This window comes from Microbacterium sp. SLBN-146 (genome assembly GCF_006715145.1).
Lineage (GTDB): Bacteria > Actinomycetota > Actinomycetes > Actinomycetales > Microbacteriaceae > Microbacterium.
Map to the genome: position 1 here is coordinate 2879860 of NZ_VFMR01000001.1, position 25472 is coordinate 2905331.

Below are 25472 nucleotides of genomic sequence, written 5' to 3' on the forward strand. Positions count from 1 at the left end.
CCGTCGATGACGGGGGCATTCTCGTGCTGTGTGTCAGCGAGCTTCGTGGAGTCGCGCGGTCTCGTCGTGCCACGAGGTGGCGACGGAGCGGAGCTTCTCTTCGTACTTCCGCCCGTGGTGAGCGCAGAAGAGCAGTTCGCTGCCATTGACCTCGGCGGCGATGTACGCCTGGGCTCCACAGGAGTCGCAGCGATCCGCCGCGGTCAGGCGGTGCTCGAGGACGGCCGTGTTCTCGTCGGGTGTCGTGAGCGTGTTCATCTCGGGTGCCTCCTCGTAACGTTCGAGTGCGTTGCAGGTCATGAAATACAACCACGGCGATGTTTCGAGAATGCCGCGAACCTGGTCCCGTTCGCTCTCCGCGTACGAGTGCCCTGCCGCCCCGTGTGTCCCGGGGCCCGACTCCTCGCGCGAGATTACGCTTGAGGTTTGTGACCGCCGAGTACTCAGCCCATCATCTCCAGGTCCTCGAGGGTCTCGAGGCGGTCCGCAAACGACCCGGAATGTACATCGGTTCGACGGATTCGCGCGGTCTCATGCACTGCCTGTGGGAGATCATCGACAACTCGGTCGACGAAGCTCTCGCGGGGCACGGATCGCGTATCGACATCCTGTTGCACGCTGACGGCAGCGTCGAGGTGCGCGACCGTGCCCGCGGCATCCCCGTCGACATCGAGCCGCGTACCGGTCTGTCGGGTGTCGAAGTCGTCTTCACGAAGCTGCACGCCGGCGGCAAGTTCGGCGGTGGTTCGTACGCGGCGTCCGGCGGCCTCCACGGCGTGGGAGCCTCGGTCGTCAACGCGCTCTCCGAGCGACTCGACGTCGAGGTCGACCGCGGCGGCAAGACCTGGGCGATGTCCTTCCACCGGGGTGAGCCCGGGAGATTCTCGGGACCTGAGCCGACGTCCACGTTCACGCCGTTCGAGAAGAGTTCCGAGCTGGCATCGATCGGTCGCGCCCCCAAGGGTGTCACCGGCACACGCATCCGCTATTGGGCCGACACCCAGATCTTCACGAAGGACGCGCAGTTCAACCTGGAGGAGCTCGAGCAGCGTGCGCGCCAGACGGCGTTCCTCGTCCCCGGTCTCGAGATCGTGATCCGCGACGAGCGCGGCGCCGAACCGGCGGAGGCGTCCTACCGCTTCGACGGTGGCATCTCCGAGTTCGTCGAGTATCTCGCTCCCGATTCCGCCGTCACCGACACCTGGCGCCTGAACGGCACGGGAACCTTCACCGAAACCGTTCCCGTCCTGCAGGCATCGGGGGCGATGGTGCCGACGGAGCTCGAGCGCGAGTGCCAGGTCGACATCGCCCTCCGCTGGGGCACGGGATACGAGACGGTCCAACGCTCGTTCGTGAACATCATCGCGACCCCCAAGGGCGGCACGCACCAGGCCGGTTTCGAGCTCGGCCTCATGAAGGTCATTCGCGCGCAGGTCGAGCAGAACGCGCGCCGACTGAAGGTCGGCAACGACAAGCTCGAGAAGGACGACATCCTCGCCGGCCTTACCGCCGTGCTCACAGTGCGGCTCCCCGAACCGCAGTTCGAGGGGCAGACGAAGGAAGTCCTCGGCACGCCCGCAGTCCGCCAGATCGTCGCCAACGTCGTGACCAAGGAGCTCACGAGCCTCTTCACCTCGACGAAGCGCGACGACAAAGCGCAGACGGCGCAGCTCCTCGACAAAGTCGTCTCCGAGATGAAGGCGCGGATCTCCGCGCGGACGCACAAGGAGACCCAGCGGCGAAAGAACGCTCTCGAGTCGTCGTCGCTGCCGGTCAAGCTCGCCGACTGCCGCACGAACGATGTCGCCGCGTCGGAGCTGTTCATCGTCGAGGGCGACTCCGCGCTCGGTACGGCGAAGCTGGCCCGCAACAGCGAGTACCAGGCGCTTCTGCCCATCCGCGGAAAGATCCTCAACGTCCAGAAGGCCTCGGTCTCGGACATGCTCGGCAACGCCGAATGCGCCGCGATCATCCAGGTGATCGGCGCGGGATCCGGACGATCGTTCGATCTCGACAGCGCACGCTACGGCAAGGTCATCCTCATGAGTGATGCCGACGTCGACGGGGCGCACATCCGCACGCTTCTCCTCACGCTGTTCTTCCGCTATATGCGCCCTCTCATCGACGACGGACGCGTCTACGCCGCCGTGCCGCCTCTCCACCGCGTCATCGTCATGAACCCCGGTTCGAAGCCCAACGAGACGATCTACACGTACTCCGAGAAGGAACTCCACACTCTGCTCGCGAAGCTCACGAAGGCGGGCAAGCGCTGGCAGGAGCCGATCCAGCGCTACAAGGGTCTCGGCGAAATGGATGCCGACCAGCTCGCGACGACGACCATGGACCGTGCCGGGAGACTGCTGCGACGTGTGCGCATGCAGGACGCCGAGGCCGCGGCATCCGTCTTCGAGCTCCTCATGGGAAACGACGTCGCCCCCCGCAAGGAGTTCATCATCGACTCGAGTGACAGCCTCGCCCGGGAGCGCATCGACGCCTGACCGGTCGCCTCAGCGCCGGGCGGCGCGCGTCAGCGGATGCTCGTCCCGATCGCTCCGATGACGGCATCGAGGGGCACACCCGATGCGTCGCGCCGTGCGCCGGTCTCCGGCAGCGTGCGCACGGCACCGTCCGCGCCGATCGCCCTTGCAAGAGGTCCGACCCAGGCGAGGGTGAGAACATCCTCACCCTTCAAGAAGCGCTGCGCGCGCACGCCGCCCGTCGCGCGTCCCTTGGGAGGGAACTCCTCGAACGCGGTCACCTTCGCACTGCCGGGTTCTGCGCCCGTCAGGGCATTCGAGCTCCCCGCGAGGGTGACGACGGACACATCGGATGCCGCGGGGTCCACGACCCCGAAGAAGATGGCGGTCGCACCGTCAGAGATCCTCATGCCCGACATTCCGCCTGCCGCGCGCCCCTGCGGCCGCACGCTCGAGGCATCGAAGCGCAGGAGCTGCGCGTCGGAGGAGACGAACACGAGCTCGGTGCCGTCGGGAGCAGGCGAAGCGCCGACGACACGATCGCCGGGCTTGAGCGCGATGATCTCGATGTCATGCTTCTGCGCGAGCTCGCTCGCCGCGACGCGCTTCACGACCCCCTGCGCCGTCCCGAGCGCGATCGGCGGATCGGCGACGAGGGCGACGAGAGAGACGACGTGCTCCCCGGTGCCGAGACCCAGGTACTGGTCGGCGCGGGTTCCCGCAGCGAGCTGAACGGAGTTCCCCGGGACAGAGGGCAAGTCGACAGGGGAGAAGCGGACGAGTCGACCCGCGCTCGTGACGGCGCCGACGTCACCGCGTGTCGTCGTGTCGACTGCGGCGCGGATGGCGTCGTGCTTCGCGCGACGTGTCGGCGGGACGATACCGGTGGACTCCTCACCGAGTTCCGCGCGAACCATGCGACCCGTCGCCGAGAGGAACACGCGGCACGGGGCGTCGGCGATCTGGAGGTCTGCCGCGGCGGCCGCCGCACGCGAGCGCGGCGCGACGGGTCCGCCATTCAAGAGGAGGGTACGCCGCGGAGTGCCGTACGCCTCAGCGGCGGCATCCAGTTCGCGGGCGACCTGAGCGCGAAGGAGGACATCGCTTGCGAGAAGCTCTTCGAGCTGCGCGATCTCAGCCTTGAGACTGTCGCGTTCCGCCTCGAGCTCGATGCGCGAGAAGCGCGTCAGTCGACGCAGGCGCAGTTCGAGGATGTACTCCGCCTGAAGCTGCGAAAGATCGAACACCTCTTGCAGCCGTGTACGCGCCTGCTCACCGTCGTCGGAGGTGCGGATGACCTGGATGACCTCATCGATGTCGAGGATCGCGACGAGGAGGCCCTCGACGAGGTGAAGGCGCTCTTTCCGTCGCGCGAGCCGGTGTCGGCTCCGGCGCGTGACCACCTGGACTCGATGATCGAGGTAGACCTGAAGGAGCTCCTTGAGCCCGAGCGTGCGCGGCTGTCCGCCCACGAGGGCGACGTTGTTCATGCTGAACGAGTCTTCGAGCGGGGTGAACCGGTAGAGGTGCTCGAGGACCGCCTGCGGGTCGAAGCCGGTCTTGATGCCGATGACGAGCCGCAGCCCGTTGTGCCGATCGGTCAGGTCGTTGACATCGGAGATGCCCTGGAGCTTCTTCGCCTGGACGGCATCCTTGATCTTCTCGATGACACGCTCGGGGCCCACCAGATACGGCAGCTCTGTCACGACGATCCCCGTGCGCCGTGGTCCGAGGGACTCGATCGACACCTTCGCCCTCGTTCGGAAGCTGCCACGACCCGACGCGTACGCATCCTTGATGCCGTCGAGCCCGACGATGATCCCGCCCGAGGGCAGGTCGGGTCCCGGCACGAACTCCATCAGCTCCTCTACCGTGGCCTCGGGGTTCTCGAGCAGATGCGTTGCGGCGCCGACCACCTCGATCAGGTTGTGCGGAGCCATGTTGGTCGCCATTCCGACCGCGATGCCCGTCGCGCCGTTGACGAGCAGGTTCGGGAAGGCCGCGGGGAGGACCTCGGGCTGCTGGAACTGCCCGTCGTAGTTCGGGATGAAGTCGACGACGTCCTCGTCGAGATTCTCGGTCAGCGCGAGCGACGGCGGAGCGAGCCGTGCCTCCGTGTACCGCGCCGCGGCTGGACCGTCATCGAGGGAGCCGAAGTTGCCGTGTCCGTCGACGAGGGGCACGCGCAGCGAGAAGTGCTGCGCGAGACGAACGAGTGCGTCGTAGATCGGCGCGTCACCGTGCGGGTGGAGCTTTCCCATGACCTCGCCGACGACGCGCGCGCTCTTGACATGGCCGCGATCCGGCCGCAGGCCCATGTCGGACATCTGGTACAGGATGCGACGCTGCACCGGCTTGAGTCCGTCGCGCGCATCGGGAAGAGCACGGGAGTAGATGACGGAGTACGCGTACTCGAGGAAGGAACCCTGCATCTCGGTCGAGACATCGACGTCGTCGATGCGACCGTGGTCTTCGGGGATGCTGGGCGTGCGGGGTGCGGGCATGGTGCGGAGGGGACCTCGGATGTCGGGGAGTCCGGCGGGGCCTTCCGCGGGTGTGCGAGACTGGCCCGGATGTCCCTCAGCCTACCCGTGGAGCCTTCGCGAGCCCGGAGCCTGACCCGTGTCGTCCCGGAGCTTCTGGCTTCTCTCGACGGGCGATCCGAGTGGTTCGCTCCCGCGACCAGCGCCATCGTGTTCGTTATCGACGGTCTCGGTGCCGCCAATCTCTCGGCACGGGCGGGCCATGCGCGCTTCCTCAGCGCATCCTCGACGAAGCGCGACACCGCACGTACGGTTTTCCCGTCGACGACGGCCACGGCCCTCACATCACTTCTCACGGGTGCATCCGCCGGACAGCACGGCATCGTGGGCTACCGCGCGCGCATCCCGGGAACGGATCGCCTCGTCAATCAACTGCGCGGATGGGAGACCGACAGTCTCCCATCCGACTGGCAGCGGGCCGAACGACTCGTCGCGCAGACAGACCGCCCGACCTTCGCGGTGTCGAAGGACGAGTACGCGGGAACGGGGTTCACCGCGGCGACGCTGGGGGAGGCCGAGTTCGTCGGGGTCGACGACCTCACTTCACGAGTGGATCGTGCCGCGGAGCTCGCGGCACAGCATCCCGGCTCCTTCATCTATCTCTACGCGAACGACCTCGATGCCATCGGACACAAGCGCGGGTGGGAATCCGACGAGTGGATCGTCGGCCTGGAGCGGGTCGATGCCGCAGTGCGCGCCCTCGTCACCGGGGGAGCGGCGGGCACCGGCGTCGTGGTCACGTCCGACCACGGGATGATCGACGTGCCGCGGCACCGCCAGATCCTCCTGCACGACGGCGATGATCTCCTCGACGGCGTCGACCTCATCGGCGGAGAACCCCGCATGCTCCACCTCTACGCGGCCCCCGGAGCAGCGGAGCGTGTCCGCGAGGTGTGGCGTGCCGCGGAAGGATCCCGCTCATGGATCCTGTCGCGTGACGAAGCCATCGCCGCGGGCCTGTTCGGCGCCGTCGACGATGATGTGCGGGATCGCATCGGCGACATCCTCGTGGCAGCGCGCTCCGCGATCGCGTACTACGACGACCGGGTGGCCGACAAGGCTCCGCAGAAGATGGTCGGGCAGCACGGTTCCCTTACGAACGAAGAACGCGTCGTGCCCCTCATCCGCCTCGGCGCGTTCGCCTGAGGTCAGTCGTCGCCGCGGGCTCCGAAGACGATCTCATCCCACGACGGCATGGACGGACGCCCCTTACGCCGTCCGGCTCCTTCGGTGATCGACGACGGTGCGGAATCCGTCGACGGGTGCCGCTCTGGCGCGGCCTCGTCGTAACCGGGTTCGAGAGCATCGAACAGGGCGACGGGATTGTGGGGTCGCTCCACCGGTTCCTCGAACTCGGGCAGCGGCTCCCGCTGGCCGCGGCGCCGACGGAGCGCTTCGAGCAGATCGGCGGTCTCGGCCGATGTCGCGGGCGCGTCGGTGGAGCGCTTGATGGCGGCCTGCTGGACGGCGGGGGTGGCCGGTGTCGGGAGATCAGGTGCGGAAAGATCTGCGTCGGGAAGTCGCCGCGGGCCGAACGCACCACTGTCGAAACGCGTGTCGTCCTTGGCCGCGGGCGACGAGTCGAGCGCCCGCAGACGCGGGATCAGACCCTCGGGTAGCGATCCCTGACGTGAGAGCTGGATCGCGTCGGAGTTGAGCGGTGAGAGGATGCCGCGACGGGGGTCGAAACTCCACCGCGCGTCATGATCGATCTCGTTGGCAGTGAACTCCAGCTTCACGAGCCAGCCGGTGGGTTCTTTCCAGCTCGTCCACCGCTCGCCGGTCGCACCGGCTTCAGCGAGCTTGCCCCGGACGGCGCTGCCGAACGTGGGGTGCGGATCGCCGTCGAAGTCGCTTCCGAGAAGGACGGGAACGGCCAGCGCCTGCCCGACGACGTGCTCGCGCTCGGCGAGCACCGGACCTTCGAACCTCACGACGTCCTCGACGCGCGCGTCGAGGAGGACAGCGACCTCCTGCGCCGAGAGACCGGCGCGGATGTGCGCCTGAACCTCGCGCGGGCTCGGACGATTCGACCGCACGTCGGTCTCACGGTCGCGCCGGGCGCGCCGCAGTTCCGCGCGCAGCGCTTCATCGATCGGCAGCGAGAAGCGCTGACCCGTGTCGGTCGCGAGAACGAGGACGTCGTCCTCGGTCCCGATGACTTTGAGCTGCTCCATGCGAAACGCCCTCCACTCCAGGTGTCGGCCCATGCTTGCACGCGTCGCCCCGATCCACGGGAATATCCGGCGCGCGCCGCCGGTTTCACGGATCGCACGGCGGACCCGACAACCGCGGCATTTGCCAAATCGCACCCCGTCATGCAAACTATCGCCGCCCGAAGGGGCGCACGCACCCCCACACCCGGAAGTAGAGACGTTCACGCATGGCCACCGATTACGACGCCCCCCGCAAGACCGAGGACGACAGCGAGTCGATCGAGGCTCTCAAGGAACGCGTTCCCGACAAGCTCTCGGGCTCGGTCGACGTCGACGACTCCGACAACCCCTCCGGCTTCGAGCTGCCGGGGGCCGACCTCTCCGACCTCGAGCTCGATGTCGTCGTCCTCCCCGCGCAGGAAGACGAGTTCACCTGCGTCAACTGCTTCCTCGTGAAGCACCGCTCGCAGGTCGACCACGAGGACAACGGCGGCTACGTCTGCAAGGAGTGCTCCGCCTGACGAGAGCCCTCCGTCATCGCTACGGCGCTGCGACCGCGTGAGCGCGGCGCAGCGCCGCTGTCAGTCTCTCGGGCGTGCGCGTCGAGATGACCCAGCTCGGCGCGGGATCGTCGACGTCGAGGATCGGGACGACGACGACGCCGTCGATCCCGCCACGGATCAGATGCCACGAGCGCGGATCGAGACCCGATCCCCGCGCGTGTCGAGCGGCTTCGCCGACGAAGACGGCGGGATCTCCGACATAGCGGAGCTCGATCCGCGCGCGACCGGCGCGGAGCATCCCCCCGCTCACCTTGACGACCGGCGACCACACGATGAGCAGCAGGACGAGGATCACCGCGACGGCGCCGCCGACGATGAGCGCGAGCGTCGTATCGACGGGCGTCACGACGAGGGCGGCCATCGGCCCGCAGAGCGCCGCGGCGACGAGAACCCACAGCGAAGGGCTCAATCTCTCGCGGTAGTGGGGTTGATCCCCTCCGCCGCCGTTCAGCGATGCCATCTGCATTACCCTCGATGCGTGACCGAAACCGTGGACGTTCCCATTATCGCGCCCGAGATCCCCGTCTACGCGCACCCGGGCGACGCGGGCGCCGATCTTGTGGCATCCGAGAGCATTCGACTCGAACCGGGACAGCGTGCACTCGTGGGGACAGGAGTGCGGATCGCCCTACCCGAAGGCCACCTCGCTTTCGTCGTGCCACGCTCGGGTCTAGCCGCCAAGCACGGCATCACGATCGTCAATGCTCCGGGGACGGTCGACGCGGGATACCGTGGCGAGATCAAGGTCGCGCTCCTCAACACCGACACCCAGAACGCCTACGACGTCGTCGCGGGGGACCGTATCGCGCAGCTCATCGTGCTGCCGGTTCCGCGCGCACGCTTCATCCCGGTCGACGAACTCCCCGACAGCCCGCGTGGCGAGGGCGGCTTCGGATCGACCGGCTATCAGAACGGAGTCCAGGCATGAGCGATGGAACCCCCAACGCCGGCGCAGAAAGCGCCGCACCGAACGACCGAGCCCAGGAAGGCCCCTTCGACGAGTCGGAGGCGAACCCCGTCCGGCCGTACATCGACCTCGGCGGCATCAAGATCCTGCCGCGCGAGGGGCTGAACCTGCGCCTCGAGGTCGAGGAGCAGTCGAAGCGGATCGTCGCGGTCGGTCTCGACTACGCCGGCTCGACGCTGCAGGTCCAGCCGTTCGCAGCTCCGCGCTCCACGGGCCTGTGGGAGGAGACGCGCGAGCAGATCCGCCAGCAGGTGCGCCAGCAGGGCGGCCGCGTCGAGGAGCGTGAAGGACCGCTCGGCCCCGAACTCCTCGCAGAAGTCCCCGTTTCGGGTCCCGACGGCGCGTCGGGCAAGCGCTTGGCCCGCTTCGTCGGGGTCGACGGCCCCCGCTGGTTCCTTCGGGGCGTCATCGGCGGTGCCGGGACGACCGATGTCGAGGCCGCGGCGAAGATCGAGGAGCTCTTCCGGTCGATCGTGGTCGTGCGCGGAGGCACGCCGATGCCGCCGCGCGACCTCATCCCGTTGCGCATGCCGGCGACCCCGGGAACGGCGTGACCGAGCGCTCTTCGGCCGGCGACGACCGGCCTGCACTGACTCCGCCTCCTGACGAGGCGGGAACTCCCAGCGCTTCGGAAGCCCTCGGTGCGGCACTCGGAAGCGCCGCACGACGCGCGGGACTCGATCCCGCCGAGGGCAAGAGCACGGGACACGTCGTCTGGGGTGCGATGGGGGGATTCCGCGGCATCCTCGAATCCGTTCTCCCGGGGCTCGTTTTCGTCGTCACCTGGACGCTCACCTACGACGCGGCGTCGGGGACGGCGAATCTGCCCCTGAGTCTCGGGCTGTCGGTGGGTCTCGCGCTCGTCTTCACTGTCGTCCGCCTGATCCAGCGCACACCCCCGAGCGCCGCGATCGGCGGGCTCGTCGCGACGGGTGCCGCCGCCGCACTCTCGCTCCTCACCGGCCGTGGCGAGGACAACTTCATCCCGGGCTTCATCACGAACGTCGCCTACGGATCCGCTCTGCTCATCTCGGCGCTCGTCGGCTGGTCGCTCATCGGTCTGGCCGTCGGATTCCTCATGGGCGAGGGGACCGCGTGGCGTCGCGACAAGCGCAAGCGCCGCGTGTTCTTCTGGTTGGCCATCGCTTGGGCAGCACTGTTCGCCGCACGCCTCATCGTTCAGGTCCCGCTCTATTTCTCGGGCGACGTGACGGCGCTGGGAACCCTCAAGCTCGTCATGGGCCTGCCGCTGTTCGCGCCCCTCGTCGCGGTCACGTGGCTCGTCGTCCGCGCCTTGTACCGCACCGTGCCGGAAGAGTCAGATTCGGCGGCGTAGTGCTACATTTATCTTGACGTCAAGATAAATCCCCCAGCGCGCACTCTTAGGTCGCCCTCACTAGCCAGGGTCCTGCAGCAGGGGAAAGATGGGGGTTGCGCGCGTGTGCGCCGCGCTTCGCAGCCGATGAAGGAGAGCCACGTGTCCACCGTTGACAGCTTCGGTGCCAAGAGCACCCTGACAGTCGGCAGCACCGACTATGAGATCTTCCGCGTCGACACGGTCGCCGGCTACGAGAAGCTCCCGTTCAGCCTCAAGGTGCTGCTCGAGAATCTCCTCCGCACCGAAGACGGCGCCAACGTCACGAGGGCGCAGATCGAGGCCCTCGGGTCGTGGGATCCCAACGCACAGCCCGACACCGAGATCCAGTTCACGCCGGCCCGCGTCGTGATGCAGGACTTCACCGGAGTTCCGTGCATCGTCGACCTCGCCACGATGCGCGAGGCTGTCACAGCCCTCGGCGGAGATCCCAACCGGATCAACCCGCTGTCGCCGGCCGAGATGGTCATCGACCACTCCGTCATCGCAGACCTCTTCGGTTCCGAGAACGCCCTCGAGCGCAACGTCGAGATCGAGTACGAGCGCAACGGAGAGCGTTACCAGTTCCTCCGTTGGGGCCAGACCGCCTTCGACGACTTCAAGGTGGTGCCCCCCGGGACCGGCATCGTGCACCAGGTGAACATCGAGCACCTCGCGAAGGTCGTCTACGACCGCCAGGTCGACGGTGTCCTGCGCGCGTACCCCGACACGTGCGTCGGCACCGACTCGCACACGACGATGGTCAACGGACTCGGCGTCCTCGGCTGGGGCGTCGGCGGCATCGAGGCCGAGGCGGCGATGCTCGGTCAGCCCGTCTCGATGCTCATTCCGCGGGTCGTCGGCTTCAAGCTCAGCGGCGAGATCCCGGCCGGAGTCACGGCGACGGACGTCGTGCTCACCATCACGGACATGCTCCGCAAGCACGGGGTCGTCGGCAAGTTCGTCGAGTTCTACGGCGAGGGCGTGGCATCCGTCCCGCTCGCCAACCGGGCCACGATCGGCAACATGAGCCCCGAGTTCGGTTCGACCGCGGCGATGTTCCCGATCGACGACGTCACGCTCGACTACCTGCGGCTCACGGGGCGCGACGAGCAGACCGTCGCACTCGTCGAGGCGTACGCCAAGGAGCAGAAGCTTTGGCACGACCCCGCTCGCGAGCTCGCCTTCAGCGAGTTCATGGAGCTCGATCTGTCGACCGTCGTCCCCTCGATCGCCGGACCGAAGCGTCCGCAGGACCGCATCCTCCTGACCGACGCGAAGACTCAGTTCGAGCACGACATCCTCAACTACGCATCGAGCCAGACCTCGGACGACATCGTCGATCTGGAGTCGAAGCACTCGTTCCCCGCGTCCGACCCTGGTGCAGCGCCGGGCGATGAGCACGAGGAGACGCGCGAAGTCCACATCTCGAGCGGAGGACCCGCCGCGGCATCCAAGCCCGTCAAGGTCACGACGCCCGAGGGAACGAAGTACATCCTCGACAACGGTGCAGTCACGCTGGCGGCGATCACGTCGTGCACGAACACGTCGAACCCCTCGGTCATGCTCGCCGCGGGACTGCTCGCCCGCAACGCACTCGACAAGGGCCTGAAGAGCAAGCCCTGGGTCAAGACGACGCTCGGCCCCGGCTCCAAGGTCGTCACCGACTACTACGAGAAGTCGGGTCTCGACAAGGCTCTCGAAGGCCTCGGCTTCTTCACTGTCGGCTACGGCTGCACGATCTGCATCGGAAACTCCGGCCCGCTCATCGAAGAAGTTTCCGCCGCGATCAACGAGCACGATCTCGCCGTCACGGCGGTGCTCTCGGGCAACCGCAACTTCGAGGGCCGCATCAGCCCCGACGTCAAGATGAACTACCTCGCCTCGCCGCCGCTCGTCGTCGCTTACGCGCTGGCCGGCTCGATGCACTTCGACTTCGAGACCGACCCGCTCGGCAAGGACTCGGACGGCAATGACGTGTTCCTCCGTGACATCTGGCCGGCGCCCGACGAGGTACAGGAAGTCATGGACTCCTCGATCTCGCGCGAGCAGTTCATCAAGCAGTACGCGACCGTGTTCGACGGCGACGACCGCTGGCGCAACCTACCGACGCCGACGGGACCCGTCTTCGAGTGGGATGCCGACTCCACCTACGTCCGCAAGGCACCGTACTTCGACGGCATGACGATGGAGCTCACTCCGGTCGCCGACATCCACGGTGCCCGCGTCATGGCGACGCTCGGCGACTCGGTCACCACCGACCACATCAGCCCGGCTGGAAACATCAAGGCGGGCACGCCCGCCGCCCAGTATCTGACCGAGCACGGCGTCGCGCAGAAGGACTTCAACTCGTTCGGATCGCGCCGCGGCAACCACGAGGTCATGATTCGGGGCACGTTCGCCAACATCCGACTCAAGAACCTCCTCGTCAGCGCCGTGAACGACGGCGCCGTCGTGGAGGGCGGCTACACCCGCGACTTCACGCAGGAAGGCGGGCCGCAGTCGTTCATCTACGATGCGAGCCAGAACTACCAGGCCGCCGGCGTTCCCCTCGTCATCTTCGGAGGCAAGGAGTACGGATCCGGTTCGTCGCGCGACTGGGCGGCCAAGGGCACGAGCCTCCTCGGCGTCAAGGCGGTCATCACCGAGAGCTTCGAGCGCATCCACCGTTCCAACCTCATCGGCATGGGTGTCGTTCCGCTGCAGTTCCCCGCCGGTGAAAGCTGGGAGTCGCTCGGCCTCGATGGAACCGAGATCGTCTCGATCACGGGACTCGAGCAGCTGAACGAGGGCACGACCCCGAAGACCGTCAAGGTCACCGCGGCACCGAGCGAGTTCTCGCCCGAGGGCAAGCAGACGATCGAGTTCGACGCCGTCGTGCGCATCGACACCCCCGGCGAGGCGGACTACTACCGCAACGGCGGAATCCTCCAGTACGTCCTCCGTTCGCTCGTCTGAGCAGGAGACACGAAGGGGCCGGGCACGCAAGCCCGGCCCCTTCGCAGTTCTCCCGAATAGACTTGACCGACTTGACGCGATAGAAGGGAGCGGAGATGTCTCTCCTGTCATCGATCGCTGGGCCGCGTGACCTCGATGAGCTCACACCAGACCAGCTCGTGGAGCTCGCCGCCGAGATCCGGGGCTTCCTCGTCGAGAACGTGTCCCGCACAGGGGGTCACCTCGGCCCCAACCTCGGCGTCGTCGAACTCACGATCGCCATCCACCGGGTCTTCGATTCTCCGAACGATCCCGTCATCTTCGACACCGGCCACCAGTCGTACGTCCACAAGCTCCTCACGGGCCGTCAGGACTTCTCGCGCCTTCGCGCCCGGGGCGGACTCGCGGGGTACCCGCAGAGGTCGGAGAGCCCCCACGATGTCGTCGAGTCCTCGCACGCGTCGAGCTCGTTGAGTTGGGCGGACGGCGTTTCGCGCGCACTGACGCGCACGGGCCGAAAAGACCGCCACGTCGTCGCCGTCGTCGGTGACGGCTCGCTCACGGGCGGAATGACGTGGGAGGCCCTCAACAACATCTCGGACGACAACGATCGAAACCTCGTGATCGTCGTGAATGACAACGGTCGCTCGTACGCCCCCACGATCGGCGGCATGGCGCGCTACCTGAACCGGGTGCGCACGGCGGACGCCTACCGCAATCTCCACGAGGGATCGGCGAGCCTGTTCGGCAGGCTCGGACCCGCCGCGCGTGCCGTATACCGCGGAGTGCGCGGGGGAACGCACGGATTCCTGTCCCGTTTCGTCAACAACACCGAGCTGTACTCGAACCTCGACATCAAGTATCTCGGCCCCGTGGACGGACACGACCTGACAGCCCTCCTCGAGACCCTCGCACTCGCGAAGTCGTACGGCGCACCCGTCATCGTGCACGCCATCACCGAGAAGGGTCGCGGCTATCAGCCCGCCCGCGACGACGAGGCGGACCAGTTCCACGCTGTCGGCAAGATCGACCCCCTGACGGGCAAGAACGTGGGGGGAGCCTCCACCGCTGAGGCGTGGACCGACGTGTTCGCGAACGAGCTCGTCTCCGTGGGAGAGTCGCGCGACGACGTCATCGCGATGACCGCGGCGATGCTCCGGCCGACGGGACTCCTGCCGTTCGCGCAACAGTTCCCCGACCGTGTCTACGACGTCGGGATCGCCGAACAGCACGCTGTCGCCTCGGCCGCGGGTCTCGCGTTCGGGGGACTCCACCCCGTCCTCGCCATCTACGCGACCTTCATGAACCGCGCCTTCGACCAGGTGCTCATGGATGTCGCGCTCCACCGCGCCGGCGTGACATTCGTCCTCGACCGGGCAGGCGTGACCGGTCCGGATGGCCCGAGCCATCACGGCATCTGGGACCTCGCGATGCTTCAGATCGTGCCGCACATCCGGATCGCCGTGCCGCGCGACGGGATCCGACTCCGCGAAGAACTGCGCGAAGCGGTCGCCGTCGACGATGCACCCACGGTCGTCCGTTTCCCCAAGGGCACGGTCAGTCCTGAGCTTCCCGCCATCGAGCGGCTCGACGACGGTGTCGACGTCCTGGTCCGTTCGGAAGCGCAGGATGTGCTCCTGATCGGCATCGGCCCCATGGCCCACACGGCCGTCGACGTCGCCGAGCGGCTGCGCGCGCAGGGGATCGGGGCGACGGTCGTCGACCCGCGCTGGGTCATCCCGGTGCAGCCGTCGATCGTCGAGCTCGCGGCATCCCACCGTCTCGTCATCACGATCGAGGACGGCATCCGCGTCGGCGGAATCGGGACGCGGGTGCGTCAGGTACTGCGCGAGGCCGGCGTCGACACCGCCGTGGACGAACTCGGCGTTCCGGATGAGTTCATCGACCACGCGAGCCGTGAAGAGATCCTGGAAGACGCCGGGCTGACACCGGCACGGATCGCGCAGGACGTCGTCTCGCAGGTGCTGGGGATTCGCATCCCGGTGGCGCGCGCCGCGACTCCGGAGATCACCGACGTCGCGGAATGGGTGCGCACGCGCTCCGTCGAATCCTGAGACCCGCCGGCTGGACGCTCAGACCGTCGATGAGGCGCGCGACGCCCGTTCGCGTCGCGCTGCCCGAGAAGCTCGCCACCACCCGACGACGGGGGACACCGCGCAGATCACGACGGTGAGGAATGGCACGGGGCTCTCCTCGACGATGTATGCCCGCCCTGTCCCATCCCGCACGAGGGTCGCGACCAACACCGCGACAACGCCGATAGAGGCCCCCAAGAGGGCGTAGACGGCGATGTGGACGGGTATACGGTCCACGCGGCGGAGGGCTCGCGCGATGAGCGCCACGATCGGCAGGCAGCAGAACATCACGATGAGCGATATCCCACCGCCGAGAACAAGAGCGAATCCCAGTATCAGCACCCACCATCCGAAGCTCTCCGCCAGCAGCGCCCCCGGCGTGGGTGACGTCGCAATCGGGACAGCGAGGCTCACCAGGAGCGCCACGAGCATCAGGCCGACGAAGGTCAGCCAGGACCAGAATCCACCCGCCCACGTCTCGTCGGCCGTGAACGCCATCGGCTCGGCATCCGTCCGGATCGACGTCTTCATGATCCTGCGCGGACATCGGCGATCAGCGCGAGCAGCTGTCGGACGGGCGCGCGGAGCATTGGAACCCTGGTGAGCGGCAGGACGAGCTTGAGCAGTCGGAGTCCCTGCTCCACGAGCGCACGAGTCCGGCGCTGACCCGGGGAGGAGTCGTACACCCAGAAGAGCGCCAGCAGGAGATGCGCGAGAACGAGGGCGTGGGGGAGAGCGCTGCGGACGTCCGACGGAAGTGTGTCGCCGGCCCCTTCGACCGCGTCGCGGAAGAGCCCCTCCACGATCGCCAGCGCGGGCGCCGACTCGGCGGAGAGAGGGTTGATCGGCGACCGCGGCGAGACGGCAGCGGACAGGAACTCCGGCGCATGCGCGTGATACGGCGCAAGTTGGTCGATGCCGGTCCGATAGACGACCTCGAGCCGATCGATCAGCACCTGCGCATCGGCGAGAAGCGGCATTGCGGCATCCCGATGCTGCCTCTGCACGTCGAGGTAGAGCTCCTGCACGAGGTTGTTCTTGCTCGCGAAGTGGTAGTTCGTCGTCCCGACCGACACACCCGCTTCTTGCGCGATGAGCCTGATCGTCGTGGCGTCGTAGCCGCGTTCACGAAAGGACGCGAGGGCGACCTCTCGGATGTGGGCGCGCGTACGGTCGCTCTTGGTCGCAGGTGGCTTCTCAGAACTGAACACGTTCGAAAACGTAGCATTCTCTGTTCACTTGTCGCGAATGGTGGGCCGGCGTCAGCCGAGCCCACCATTCGCGACAAGTGAACGAAGGAACGGCCCCACGCATGCGCGGGGCCGTTCCTCACGATCGCGCGAGATCCTCGACGAAAGGATGCCGCTAGGAGGCGATGCCCTTGATCACGGGGGAGTGGAACGTCGCACCGAAGACACGCTCCGACGCTCCCTCTCGATCGAGGTACGGGGATGCACCACCGTCGATGAACGGCCAGCCCGCACCGAGGATGAGGCAGAGATCGATGTCTTCGACCTCGGGCACGACACCCTCGTCCAGCATGATCTTGATCTCCTGAGCGAGCCCGTCCTGGACGCGCCGGAGGATCGCGTCGGCAGACGCCGGATTCTTCCCGACATGCCCCTTGAGGACCTTCTCCGCGGACTTGGTGAAGCCGGTGACGCGGCCTCCCTTGTCCTTCTCGACCACGTCGCTGAGTTCTGCGAGAGCGTGGAAGTTCTCGTTCGCGTAGAACCGATCAGGGAAGGCGCGCACCATCGTGTCCTGCACGTGAGCGGCGACCTTCCAACCGACGAGGTCGATGAGCTGGAACGGTCCCATCGGAAGCCCGAGCGGCGCGAACGCCTTCTCGACGTCTTCGACGGGGGTGCCCTCGTAGACGGCTCGCGCCGCCTCGCCCATCACCTTGGCGAGGAGCCGGTTGACGACGAAGCCCGGCGCGTCCGCCGTGAGCACGGCGTTCTTTCCGAGGCCCTTGGCGACGACGAACGCCGTCGACAGCGCAGCATCCGCCGTCTGAGGCGTCTTGACGATCTCGATGAGGGGCATGACGGCGACCGGGTTGAAGAAGTGGAACCCGACCAGTCGTTCGGGGTGCCGCAGCTTCGATCCGATCTCCTCGACGGAGAGCGAAGACGTGTTCGTCGCCAGGATCGCGTCCTCTGCGACGATCGCCTCGATCTCGCCGAACACCGCCTGCTTGACACCGACCTCTTCGAACACGGCCTCGATGACGAAGTCGCAGTCCGCGTAGAGGCTCTTGTCCGTGGTCCCTGTCACGAGCGAGCGGAGCCGGTTGGCCGCGTCGCCGTCGAGGCGCCCCTTCGCTTCGAGCTTGCCGATCTCCTCGTGGATGTAGGCGACGCCCTTGTCGACGCGCGCCTGGTCGAGATCCGTGATGAGCACGGGCACCTGGAGCTTGCGCACGAACAGCAGCGCGAACTGGCTCGCCATGAGGCCCGCACCGATGATGCCGACCTTCGTGACCTTCTTGGCGAGCTCCTTGTCGGGGGCTCCGACGGGGCGCTTCGCCCGCTTCTGAACGAGATCGAAGGCATACATGGATGCCGCGAACTGATCGCCCGTCACCAGCTCGGCCAGTGCTTCGTCCTCGCGCGCGAACCCTTCCGCCTTCGTACCGCTCTTGGCCTTCTCGAGCAGTTCGAGCGCGACGTAGGGGGAACGCGGGACGGTGCCGATCTTGGACTCGAGCATGCCGCGCGCCATCTTGATCGCAACGGGCCACTTGACGGCCCGCTCGATCTTGCCGGGCTCGTTCTTGCGCTCGACCTTGGCGCCGCCCAAAACACCGTCCGCCCAGCGCAGCGAGTCTTCGAGGAAGGCCGCGGCGGGGAAGATGGCGTCGACGATGCCGTAGTCGAAGGCTTGCGCCGGCTTGAGCATCCGGTTCTGCTTGAGCGGATTGGAGATCACGACCTCGAGAGCGTTCTCGATCCCGATGAGGTTCGGGAGCAGATACGCGCCGCCCCAGCCGGGGATGATCCCGAGGAAGACTTCCGGGAGGGCGATCGCCGCCGCCGAGGCGTCCACCGTGCGGTAGGTCGAGTTGAGGGCGATCTCGAGACCGCCGCCCAGCGCGAGACCGTTCACGAAGGCGAACGACGGCACGCCGAGCTCGCTGAGCTTGCCGAGCACCTTGTGCCCGAGCTGTGCGATGAGTCGGGCGTTGTCCTTCGAACCGACGCGCGAGATATCCGACAAATCGGCGCCCGCCGCGAGGATGTACTGCTTGCCGGTGATGCCGACCGCGTGGATCTCACCCTGCGCGGCACGCTCCGCGAGTCCGTCGAGCGTCCGACCGAGCTCCGTCAGCGTCGCTGGCCCGAGCGTGTTCGGACGATTGTGGTCACGCCCGTTGTCGAGTGTGATGAGCGCGAGCACCTTGCCGGAGGGGAGGCGGATGTCACGCACGGGGGAGTGCGTCACGACCTCGCCATCGGCGAGGGCCTGGATGGGCGAGAAGTCGATGTCGTCGTAGTTGGTCATACCCCTGCCCTACTTGCGCTTCTTGCCGTCGAAATGCGGGTTCTCCCAGATGACCGAGCCACCCTGACCCAGCCCCACGCACATGGCCGTGAGGCCGTAGCGCACGTCGGGCCGCTCCGCGAACTGTGCCGCGAGCTGGATCATGAGGCGGACACCGGATGCCGCGAGGGGGTGTCCGAGAGCGATCGCTCCGCCCCACTGGTTGACCCGCGGGTCATCGTCGGCGATGCCGAAGTGATCGAGGAGCGAGATGACCTGGATCGCGAACGCCTCGTTGAGCTCGAACAGACCGATGTCGTCGATCGTGAGTCCGGCCTTCTTGAGAGCCTTCTCCGTCGAAGGAATCGGCCCGATGCCCATGATCTCGGGCTGCACGCCCGCGAACGCGAACGAGACGAGCTTCATCTTGGGGGCCAGCCCCAGTTCCTTGACGGCGCCGCCGCCCGCGAGGAGGGACATCGTGGCGCCGTCGGTGAGCGGCGACGACGTGCCGGCCGTCACGCGCCCGTGCGGGCGGAACGGGGTCTTGAGTGCCGCGAGGTCTTCCATCGTCGTCTGCGGACGGCGTCCCTCGTCTTCGGTCGCGAGTCCCCACGCGCCGTCGGCGTCCTTGATCGCCACGGGCACGAGGTCGGGCTGGAACTTGCCGGCCTCGTAGGCGGCCTGCGCCTTCTGCTGGCTCCGCATGCCGTACCGGTCGCTGCGCTCCTTCGTGAGGTGCGGGAAGCGATCGAAGATGCGCTCCGCCGTCACACCCATGTTGAGTGCTCCGGGGTCGACCATCCGCTCCGCGACGAAGCGCGGATTCGGATCGGCGTTGCCTCCGATCGGGTGGTGTCCCATGTGTTCGACACCACCGGCGAGGGCGACGTCGTACATCCCGACGCCGATCGACCCTGCCATGGTCGTGACGCTCGTCATGGCGCCCGCGCACATGCGGTCGATCGCGAAGCCGGGGACGGTCTGCGGGAGGCCCGCGAGGATCGCCACCGACCGGCCGAGGGTCAGGCCCTGGTCACCGGTCTGCGATGTCGCAGCGATCGCCACGTCGTCGACGCGATCCTTGGGGAGCCCGGGGTTGCGCTCCATGAGTCCGATCGTCGCCTTGACGGCAAGGTCATCCGATCGCGTGTTCCAGTACTGTCCCTTTTCGCCGGCGCGCCCGAAAGGTGTGCGCACTCCATCGACGAAGAAGACGTCCGAGATCTCGGCCACTCTGCCTCCAGATAATTGGGTTACCGCAAGCCTAGGAAGCGACGCGAAGCCGGGAAGAACCGGGTGGGGGATTCCTACGAAGCGTCTTCCACCGCACTCACGGGCTCTTGCACGGAATCGACAAAGGCTTGGCTGATCAACTGTGCAGTCTCGGCAATCTGCCACGGACGCGCACCGAGCGCTGCGAGGGCTGATCCGATGGTCTCCTCGGTCGCCGGTGAGGGCGGCGCCCACGCCACACGACGGAGGAGGTCGGGCGTCAGGAGGTTCTCGGTGGGCATCCGCAGCTCTTCCGCGCGGGCTTCGACGCGCGGGCGAGCGACCTTCAGTCGCGCATCCGCAGCGGGGTTGCGGTCGCCCCACGCACGCGCCGGCGGGATCGATTCGCCGGACGACACGCGCTCCAGCGGCAGGTCGGTCGACGCGCGACCCTCGACGATCGCCGCCCACCAGCGATCGAGCTGCGCACGGCTTGCGCGTCCCGTGAAGTCCTTCACCGCAGCGAGATCGTGCTTGCTCGCCGGGTTGGCGTGGACGGCGGCGATGAGCGAGCGGTCGGGCACGAGCCGTCCGGGCGAGATGTCCTGCTCGCGCGCATAGTCTTCGCGGGCGGTCCACAGCGCCCGCGCGACGGCGAGGTTCTTCCGGCCACGCACCGTGTGCAATCCGCTCAGACGGCGCCACGGCTCGTCGCGGGGCGGTTTCGGCTCGCGCTCGAGGGTCGCGAGGAACTCCTCCTCCGCGAAACCGGTCTTGCCCTGCTCGAGCAACTCCGCGGCAAGGGCGTCGCGAACATCCACGAGGTGGATGACATCGAGCGCGGCGTACTCGAGCCACGATTGCGGAAGGGGGCGCGTCGACCAGTCCGCGGCCGAGTGCGCCTTCGCGAGCGTGATCCCGAGCGTGTCTTCGACGACGGCACCGAGGCCGACACGCTCATGCCCGAGGAGACGCGCGGCGAGCTCCGTGTCGAAGAGCGTTCGCGGAACGAGCTCGATGTCGCGCAGGGAGGGGAGGTCCTGACTGGCAGCGTGCAGGACCCACTCTTCGTCGCCGATGGCCGCGCGCAACGGCGCGAAGTCGCCGATGGGCGGCGGATCGAACAGGAAGACTCCGGCACCGCGGCGGAAGACCTGCACGAGGTAGGCGCGTTGCGAGTAGCGGAAGCCCGACGCGCGCTCGACGTCGACCGCGACAGGCCCGTGACCTGCCGCGAGGGTCTCCGCTGCGGCGGCCAGCCCCGCGGCATCCTCGATCACGGTGTAGTCAGCCACGTGCCGACCTGCGCGCAGCGAGCATTGCGATCCCTTCAGAACCAGGCGGGAGTCCCGCCAGCATGCAGACGAGTTCGGCCCAGGCCTCGACGTGGGGCGTCAATGGGCCTTCGGGCGACCATGAGGCTCGCAACTCTATCTGTGCACCGTCGCCCTCAGCGGCGAGTGACCCGAAACCTTTCGAGAGCGTTTTGGTCGCCGTGCCCGACTCGGAGTGGAACACCGCCCCACGTGACGCGAGAGCATCCGTCAGCCACGCCCAGGCGACGTCGGCGAGGAGTGGATCTGTACCGATGTCGGGCTCGAGCGGCGCTTGCGCGAAGCAGACGATCCGCCATGGCCCGTTCCACGGACTCGGCTCGTCCGGGTCGTGGAGCAGGATGAAACGGCCCGTGCCGTAGGCGGACTCGCCATCCTCCGCTTCCGGCCGGACATCACCCGCGAGCGCGATCGCATCCGAGGCGAGACCCGCGGGCGCCGGGATCTCGCGAACGGTCAGATCATCGCGAAACAGGGTCGCGCGAACCTCGTCCGCCGCCGACTCGAACGCAGGCGGAGACGCGGGGGGACGCTGGTCTGCCACGCGGACAGACTAGAGTGAGCCCTCGATGGACGCTCCCAGGCGCGCCGCGAAGACGGCCGCATCTTCTGACCTGATCGCAGGCCTCCGGGTGGCGATCTCGCTCCTCTCGGCGGCGCTCGGCGGCGTGCTGGCTCTGCTGGCGTTCTCGTCGGCACGCATGGCGCGGAAGGTCGTGACGCCCGCTTCGCGGCTCCCCGACACGCAGATCGTCGCCCTCGACACGGCGGCGCAGACGATCACCCTCACCCGAACGCCCGATACCGAACTGCCTGGTCGGTACGGCCTGTTCACCACCGGCACGTCGGGCTACGTCAAGCTGGGCTCGGTCCTCTCCGAAGACGCTGCGACCGTCAAGCGCAAGCTCCTCACGCATGTCGCACCGAACTCCCGGCTGGGCACGAACGCAGCCTTCAGCGGCTGGTACTTCGAACGTCCCGACGAACTGCACCTGCCCTACACGCCCGAACTCATCGGCTCGGCCGTCGGCCCGTGCCCCGCGTGGCTCTTTCCCGCGGGCGACTCCACGACGTGGGTCATCCAGATCCACGGCCGTGGCACGACCCGCTCCGAGTGCTTGCGCGCCGTACCCGTGTTCCACGCGCTCGGCATCAGCTCCCTCGTCGTCTCGTACCGCAACGACGGCGAGGCGCCGCGAAGCCGCGCGGGGACCTACGCGCTGGGTGCGACGGAGTGGCGCGACGTCGATGCCGCCGTCGCCTTCGCGCGACGCCGCGGTGCGCGACGCGTCATCCTCATGGGCTGGTCGATGGGCGGGGCGATCGCTCTGCAGGTGTCGCTCAACTCCGCACATCGGGATCTCATCGTGGGACTCGTGCTCGAGTCGCCCGTCATCGACTGGCGGCTCGTCCTGGAGTATCAGGCGAAGCTGATGCACGTTCCGACGGCGGTGACCGGGCTTGCGCTCGAAGCACTCCGTCACGACTGGGTGGCCGCGGGCGGAGCGATCCCCTTCGATCGGCTGGATGTCGTCGCGCGCGCAGAGGAGCTGCGGCATCCCATGCTCATCCTCCACTCGGACGACGACGGTTACGTGCCGTCGGACGCCTCGCACCATCTTGTCGACGCACGCCCGGACCTCGTCGACCTGGAGGTCTTCGAGGTCGCGCGGCACACGAAGCTCTGGAACTACGACCAGGAGCGGTGGAGCACCAGCATCCGCTCCTGGCTCGCGACGCACGGCCTCTCGAACGAAGCGGCCGCCGAGGGTTAGGCGGGGCGCTTCTCGCGCACGAGTCGCTTGACCCGCAGCAGCATTCCGGTCATCCCCGCGATGCGGAGCGGCGAGACGGCGCGGGTCAGACCGATGCTCTGGGGATAGTCATCGGGTATCGCGAGCACCTCGTCCGCGGAGAGTCCCGTGATGCCCTGCGCAAGGATGCTGGCGAAGCCGCGGGTCGTCGGGGCTTCCGCCGGGGCCGTCGCATACATCACGACCTCGCCATCGGAGTGGACGTCGACGATGATGAAGACCGGCGACTGGCACTCCACGACGCGCTCACGAAGCTCCGGCCGCCCCTCGTACTCTTCGGGCACCGGCGGCAGTTCGCGTGAATACTCCAGCAGGAGTTGCAGTCGGTCGGGCTCCGCGAGCTCGAGGAACTCCTCACGGGTTTCGGCGAGCCGGTCGGGGAGAGCAGTATGTGTCATCGTTCCGATTGTCCCACGACGACGATCTGAGTCAGCGCGAGGGTACCGCGCCCGGCTCGTCGCCCGTCACGATCGGCACGCGCACGGCGCTTCCCCACTCGGTCCAGGAGCCGTCGTAGTTCCGCACGTTCTCGAAACCGAGCAGGTGCTTCAGCACGAACCACGTGTGGCTCGACCGCTCGCCGATGCGGCAGTACGCGATGACGGGGTCACCCTCCTGAAGCCCCTTCTCGTCGCGGTAGATCGCATCGAGTTCGGCGCGGGACTTGAATCCGCCGTCCTCCGCGACCGCTCGCCCCCACGGGACGCTCTGGGCCGAGGGGATGTGACCGGCGCGGAGCGCGCCCTCTTCCGGGTACGCGGGTGCCGTCGTGCGCGAACCGTTGTACTCCTCGGGGGAACGGACATCGATGATCGGGCTCCCGAGGTGAGCGAGCACGTCTTCCTTGTATGCGCGAAGGATGCTGTCATCGCGCTCCACGACGGGATAGTCGGTGGCCGCACGAGAGGATGCGTCGGTCGTCAGCGGCCGCCCCGCCGCGATCCACGCGTCGCGGCCGCCGTCGAGGAGGCGGACGTCCTCGTGCCCGAAGAGGGAGAAGACCCAGAGGGCGTAGGCAGCCCACCAATTGTTCTTGTCACCGTAGATCACGATCGTGTCGTCGCGCGAGATGCCCTTGCGCGACATCAGGGCGGCGAACCCCTCACCGTCGACGTAGTCGCGCACAACGGGGTCGTTGAGTTCGGTGTGCCAGTCGACCTTGACCGCACCGGGAATGTGTCCCGTCTCGTAGAGCAGGACGTCTTCATCGGATTCGACGACGACGAGCCCCGGTTCGCCGAGTCGAGCCTCGAGCCAGTCGCCGGTGACGAGTCGGCCGGGGTCCGCGTAGTCGGCGAACTTGGTGGATGAGGTGTCGAACTCGACGGTCACGGAAGGCTCCTCGGGTCGGGGATGTCGTGGGGACGGCTTAGTGTTGAACCCGCCGTTTCGACCCTAGATTCCCTGGCGGGGGAGTGCATCCGTTCCGTCAGACTGTTACGAGGATCAGCATGACCACCACGACCACCGGGATCGTCCACCTCGCGGAGCGGACGCCTCAGCTGAGCGGCCCGGAGATGGTGGCAGCGCTCGTCCCTCCGCCGCAGTTCGCCGACGCGACATTCGAGTCCTACCGGGCAGATCCTGCCTATCCGTCGCAGCAGGAGGCGAAGGACACGCTCATGGCGTTCTCGGGCCTGCGCCCACCCGAGGCGCGGGGCGGATTCTTCCGTCGTGCGAAGAAGGTTCCTGAGACGAAGCCCGGGGTCTACCTCGACGGCGGCTTCGGCGTCGGCAAGACCCACCTTCTCGCATCCGTCTTCCATGCGATGCCCGTGCGCAGGAAGTACTTCGGGTCGTTCATCGAGTACACGGCGCTCGTCGGCGCCCTGGGCTACCAGAAGACCGTCGAGCTGTTCCGTGGCTCCGATCTGCTGTGCATCGACGAGTTCGAGCTCGACGATCCCGGCGACACGATGGTCATGACGAGACTCCTCGGAGAACTCGTCTCCTCGGGCACCCGCCTGGCCGCCACGTCGAACACGCCGCCGAACGCCCTCGGTGAGGGACGCTTCGCCGCTCAGGACTTCCTCCGCGAGATCCACGCGATGGCCGCGAGCTTCACGACGCTGCGCATCGACGGCACCGATTATCGGCACCGCGCCGTCGACGGACACGCGGCCGTCCTCTCCGAGTCGGAGTACGACATCGCGATCGCGGATGCCGCGACCACGGCGCTCGTCTCCGACGACGACTTCACAACGCTCGTCGCGCACCTCGCGCGCGTGCACCCCTCGCGCTACATCCGCATCATCGGCGGCATCTCGACGGTGGGCCTGCGTGACGTCGCGCCGTTCACGGATCAGTCGGCCGCGCTGCGCTTCGTCGCTTTCATCGACCGTGTCTACGACGCACAGCTTCCGATCCGCGCGACGGGAACCTCGCTGGACCTCGTCTTCCCCGAGGAGATGCTCGCCGGCGGATACCGCAAGAAGTACCTGCGCGCCACCTCTCGCCTCGTGGCTTCCACCCTCGCCTGAGCCGATTCGCAGATTCCGGTCGGTGGCCCGAAACCTGATGTTTACCTCAC

The 25472-nt window shown here is 67.5% G+C and carries 22 protein-coding genes; 10 read left to right on the forward strand and 12 right to left on the reverse strand.

The features are described from left to right. Positions 1-33: 33 nt before the first annotated feature. A complete protein-coding gene (locus FBY39_RS12865; RefSeq protein ID WP_141934187.1) occupies positions 34-258 on the reverse strand; it encodes a hypothetical protein in 225 nt (74 codons plus the stop codon). A 170-nt stretch (positions 259-428) separates the two neighbouring features. Here FBY39_RS12865 and FBY39_RS12870 point away from each other — a divergent pair, with 170 nt between their 5' ends. Beyond that, the gene (locus FBY39_RS12870; protein ID WP_260837969.1) at positions 429-2498 is read left to right on the forward strand and encodes a type IIA DNA topoisomerase subunit B; all 2070 of its coding nucleotides are present in this window, start codon (positions 429-431) and stop codon (positions 2496-2498) included. 29 nt (positions 2499-2527) lie between these two features. Here FBY39_RS12870 and FBY39_RS12875 read toward each other — a convergent pair whose 3' ends face one another. Beyond that, positions 2528-4981 carry a DNA topoisomerase (ATP-hydrolyzing) subunit A gene (locus FBY39_RS12875; RefSeq protein WP_141932664.1) on the reverse strand — a complete coding sequence of 818 codons (2454 nt, stop codon included), beginning with the start codon at positions 4979-4981 and terminating at the stop codon, positions 2528-2530. Positions 4982-5050: 69 nt separating this feature from the next. Here FBY39_RS12875 and FBY39_RS12880 point away from each other — a divergent pair, with 69 nt between their 5' ends. Next, positions 5051-6166 (forward strand): alkaline phosphatase family protein, encoded by a 1116-nt coding sequence (locus FBY39_RS12880; protein WP_186336953.1) that lies wholly within the window; start codon positions 5051-5053, stop codon positions 6164-6166. A gap of 2 nt (positions 6167-6168) precedes the next feature. Here FBY39_RS12880 and sepH read toward each other — a convergent pair whose 3' ends face one another. Continuing rightward, entirely contained in the window at positions 6169-7197 is a 1029-nt protein-coding gene (sepH, locus tag FBY39_RS12885) for a septation protein SepH (protein WP_141932665.1), read from the reverse strand. Positions 7198-7403: 206 nt separating this feature from the next. Here sepH and FBY39_RS12890 point away from each other — a divergent pair, with 206 nt between their 5' ends. After that, on the forward strand, positions 7404-7697 hold the full coding sequence (locus FBY39_RS12890) for a DUF4193 domain-containing protein (protein WP_141932666.1): 294 nt from the start codon (positions 7404-7406) through the stop codon (positions 7695-7697). A gap of 19 nt (positions 7698-7716) precedes the next feature. On the opposite strand, the gene FBY39_RS12895 is transcribed toward FBY39_RS12890, so the two are convergent. Further along, positions 7717-8199, reverse strand: coding sequence for a DUF3093 domain-containing protein (locus tag FBY39_RS12895; RefSeq protein ID WP_141932667.1), 483 nt, complete (start codon positions 8197-8199; stop codon positions 7717-7719). 18 nt (positions 8200-8217) lie between these two features. Between FBY39_RS12895 and dut the strand changes: the two genes are divergently transcribed. From dut to dxs, 5 genes are all read left to right on the forward strand, one after another. After that, positions 8218-8667, forward strand: a complete 450-nt coding sequence (dut, locus tag FBY39_RS12900; RefSeq protein ID WP_186336954.1) for a dUTP diphosphatase — start codon at positions 8218-8220, stop codon at positions 8665-8667. Continuing rightward, the gene (locus FBY39_RS12905) at positions 8664-9260 is read left to right on the forward strand and encodes a DUF3710 domain-containing protein (protein WP_141932668.1); all 597 of its coding nucleotides are present in this window, start codon (positions 8664-8666) and stop codon (positions 9258-9260) included. Before dut ends, FBY39_RS12905 begins: the two co-directional genes overlap by 4 nt. After that, on the forward strand, positions 9257-10042 hold the full coding sequence (locus tag FBY39_RS12910; RefSeq protein WP_141932669.1) for a DUF3159 domain-containing protein: 786 nt from the start codon (positions 9257-9259) through the stop codon (positions 10040-10042). Before FBY39_RS12905 ends, FBY39_RS12910 begins: the two co-directional genes overlap by 4 nt. Before the next feature lie 141 nt (positions 10043-10183). Continuing rightward, the gene (locus tag FBY39_RS12915) at positions 10184-13018 is read left to right on the forward strand and encodes an aconitate hydratase (protein ID WP_141932670.1); all 2835 of its coding nucleotides are present in this window, start codon (positions 10184-10186) and stop codon (positions 13016-13018) included. Positions 13019-13113: 95 nt separating this feature from the next. Further along, positions 13114-15072: a 1-deoxy-D-xylulose-5-phosphate synthase gene (gene dxs / locus FBY39_RS12920; protein WP_141932671.1), complete on the forward strand. Its 1959-nt coding sequence runs from the start codon at positions 13114-13116 to the stop codon at positions 15070-15072. A gap of 18 nt (positions 15073-15090) precedes the next feature. Here the strand turns inward: dxs and FBY39_RS12925 are convergent, their stop codons facing one another. The 6 genes from FBY39_RS12925 to FBY39_RS12950 form a co-directional block, all read right to left on the reverse strand. After that, a complete protein-coding gene (locus FBY39_RS12925; protein ID WP_141932672.1) occupies positions 15091-15624 on the reverse strand; it encodes a hypothetical protein in 534 nt (177 codons plus the stop codon). Next, positions 15621-16304 (reverse strand): TetR/AcrR family transcriptional regulator, encoded by a 684-nt coding sequence (locus tag FBY39_RS12930; protein ID WP_141932673.1) that lies wholly within the window; start codon positions 16302-16304, stop codon positions 15621-15623. The genes FBY39_RS12925 and FBY39_RS12930 overlap by 4 nt, the downstream gene beginning before the upstream one ends. 154 nt (positions 16305-16458) lie before the next feature. Further along, a complete protein-coding gene (locus FBY39_RS12935) occupies positions 16459-18600 on the reverse strand; it encodes a 3-hydroxyacyl-CoA dehydrogenase NAD-binding domain-containing protein (protein ID WP_141932674.1) in 2142 nt (713 codons plus the stop codon). A 9-nt stretch (positions 18601-18609) separates the two neighbouring features. Then, positions 18610-19815, reverse strand: coding sequence for a thiolase family protein (locus tag FBY39_RS12940; RefSeq protein ID WP_141932675.1), 1206 nt, complete (start codon positions 19813-19815; stop codon positions 18610-18612). 74 nt (positions 19816-19889) lie between these two features. After that, entirely contained in the window at positions 19890-21089 is a 1200-nt protein-coding gene (locus tag FBY39_RS12945; protein WP_141932676.1) for an HRDC domain-containing protein, read from the reverse strand. Continuing rightward, positions 21082-21672 carry a DUF3000 domain-containing protein gene (locus FBY39_RS12950; RefSeq protein ID WP_141932677.1) on the reverse strand — a complete coding sequence of 197 codons (591 nt, stop codon included), beginning with the start codon at positions 21670-21672 and terminating at the stop codon, positions 21082-21084. Before FBY39_RS12950 ends, FBY39_RS12945 begins: the two co-directional genes overlap by 8 nt. A gap of 25 nt (positions 21673-21697) precedes the next feature. On the opposite strand from FBY39_RS12950, the gene FBY39_RS12955 reads away from it, so the two are divergent. Further along, positions 21698-22903: a S9 family peptidase gene (locus FBY39_RS12955; RefSeq protein WP_141932678.1), complete on the forward strand. Its 1206-nt coding sequence runs from the start codon at positions 21698-21700 to the stop codon at positions 22901-22903. Here FBY39_RS12955 and FBY39_RS12960 read toward each other — a convergent pair. After that, positions 22900-23340 (reverse strand): SufE family protein, encoded by a 441-nt coding sequence (locus FBY39_RS12960; RefSeq protein WP_141932679.1) that lies wholly within the window; start codon positions 23338-23340, stop codon positions 22900-22902. The genes FBY39_RS12955 and FBY39_RS12960 overlap by 4 nt on opposite strands. A gap of 31 nt (positions 23341-23371) precedes the next feature. Beyond that, the gene (locus FBY39_RS12965) at positions 23372-24274 is read right to left on the reverse strand and encodes a sulfurtransferase (RefSeq protein ID WP_141932680.1); all 903 of its coding nucleotides are present in this window, start codon (positions 24272-24274) and stop codon (positions 23372-23374) included. Positions 24275-24393: 119 nt separating this feature from the next. On the opposite strand from FBY39_RS12965, the gene zapE reads away from it, so the two are divergent. Then, positions 24394-25422 (forward strand): cell division protein ZapE, encoded by a 1029-nt coding sequence (gene zapE / locus FBY39_RS12970; protein ID WP_141932681.1) that lies wholly within the window; start codon positions 24394-24396, stop codon positions 25420-25422. Positions 25423-25472 lie beyond the last annotated feature (50 nt).

Coding starts and splice junctions, on each gene's coding strand:
- FBY39_RS12865 (WP_141934187.1), bottom strand. CDS start 258: ATGAACACGCTCACGACACCCGACGAGAACACGGCCGTCCTCGAGCAC.
- FBY39_RS12875 (WP_141932664.1), bottom strand. CDS start 4,981: ATGCCCGCACCCCGCACGCCCAGCATCCCCGAAGACCACGGTCGCATC.
- FBY39_RS12880 (WP_186336953.1), top strand. CDS start 5,051: ATGTCCCTCAGCCTACCCGTGGAGCCTTCGCGAGCCCGGAGCCTGACC.
- sepH (WP_141932665.1), bottom strand. CDS start 7,197: ATGGAGCAGCTCAAAGTCATCGGGACCGAGGACGACGTCCTCGTTCTC.
- FBY39_RS12890 (WP_141932666.1), top strand. CDS start 7,404: ATGGCCACCGATTACGACGCCCCCCGCAAGACCGAGGACGACAGCGAG.
- FBY39_RS12895 (WP_141932667.1), bottom strand. CDS start 8,199: ATGGCATCGCTGAACGGCGGCGGAGGGGATCAACCCCACTACCGCGAG.
- FBY39_RS12905 (WP_141932668.1), top strand. CDS start 8,664: ATGAGCGATGGAACCCCCAACGCCGGCGCAGAAAGCGCCGCACCGAAC.
- dxs (WP_141932671.1), top strand. CDS start 13,114: ATGTCTCTCCTGTCATCGATCGCTGGGCCGCGTGACCTCGATGAGCTC.
- FBY39_RS12925 (WP_141932672.1), bottom strand. CDS start 15,624: ATGAAGACGTCGATCCGGACGGATGCCGAGCCGATGGCGTTCACGGCC.
- FBY39_RS12935 (WP_141932674.1), bottom strand. CDS start 18,600: ATGACCAACTACGACGACATCGACTTCTCGCCCATCCAGGCCCTCGCC.
- FBY39_RS12955 (WP_141932678.1), top strand. CDS start 21,698: ATGGACGCTCCCAGGCGCGCCGCGAAGACGGCCGCATCTTCTGACCTG.
- FBY39_RS12960 (WP_141932679.1), bottom strand. CDS start 23,340: ATGACACATACTGCTCTCCCCGACCGGCTCGCCGAAACCCGTGAGGAG.
- zapE (WP_141932681.1), top strand. CDS start 24,394: ATGACCACCACGACCACCGGGATCGTCCACCTCGCGGAGCGGACGCCT.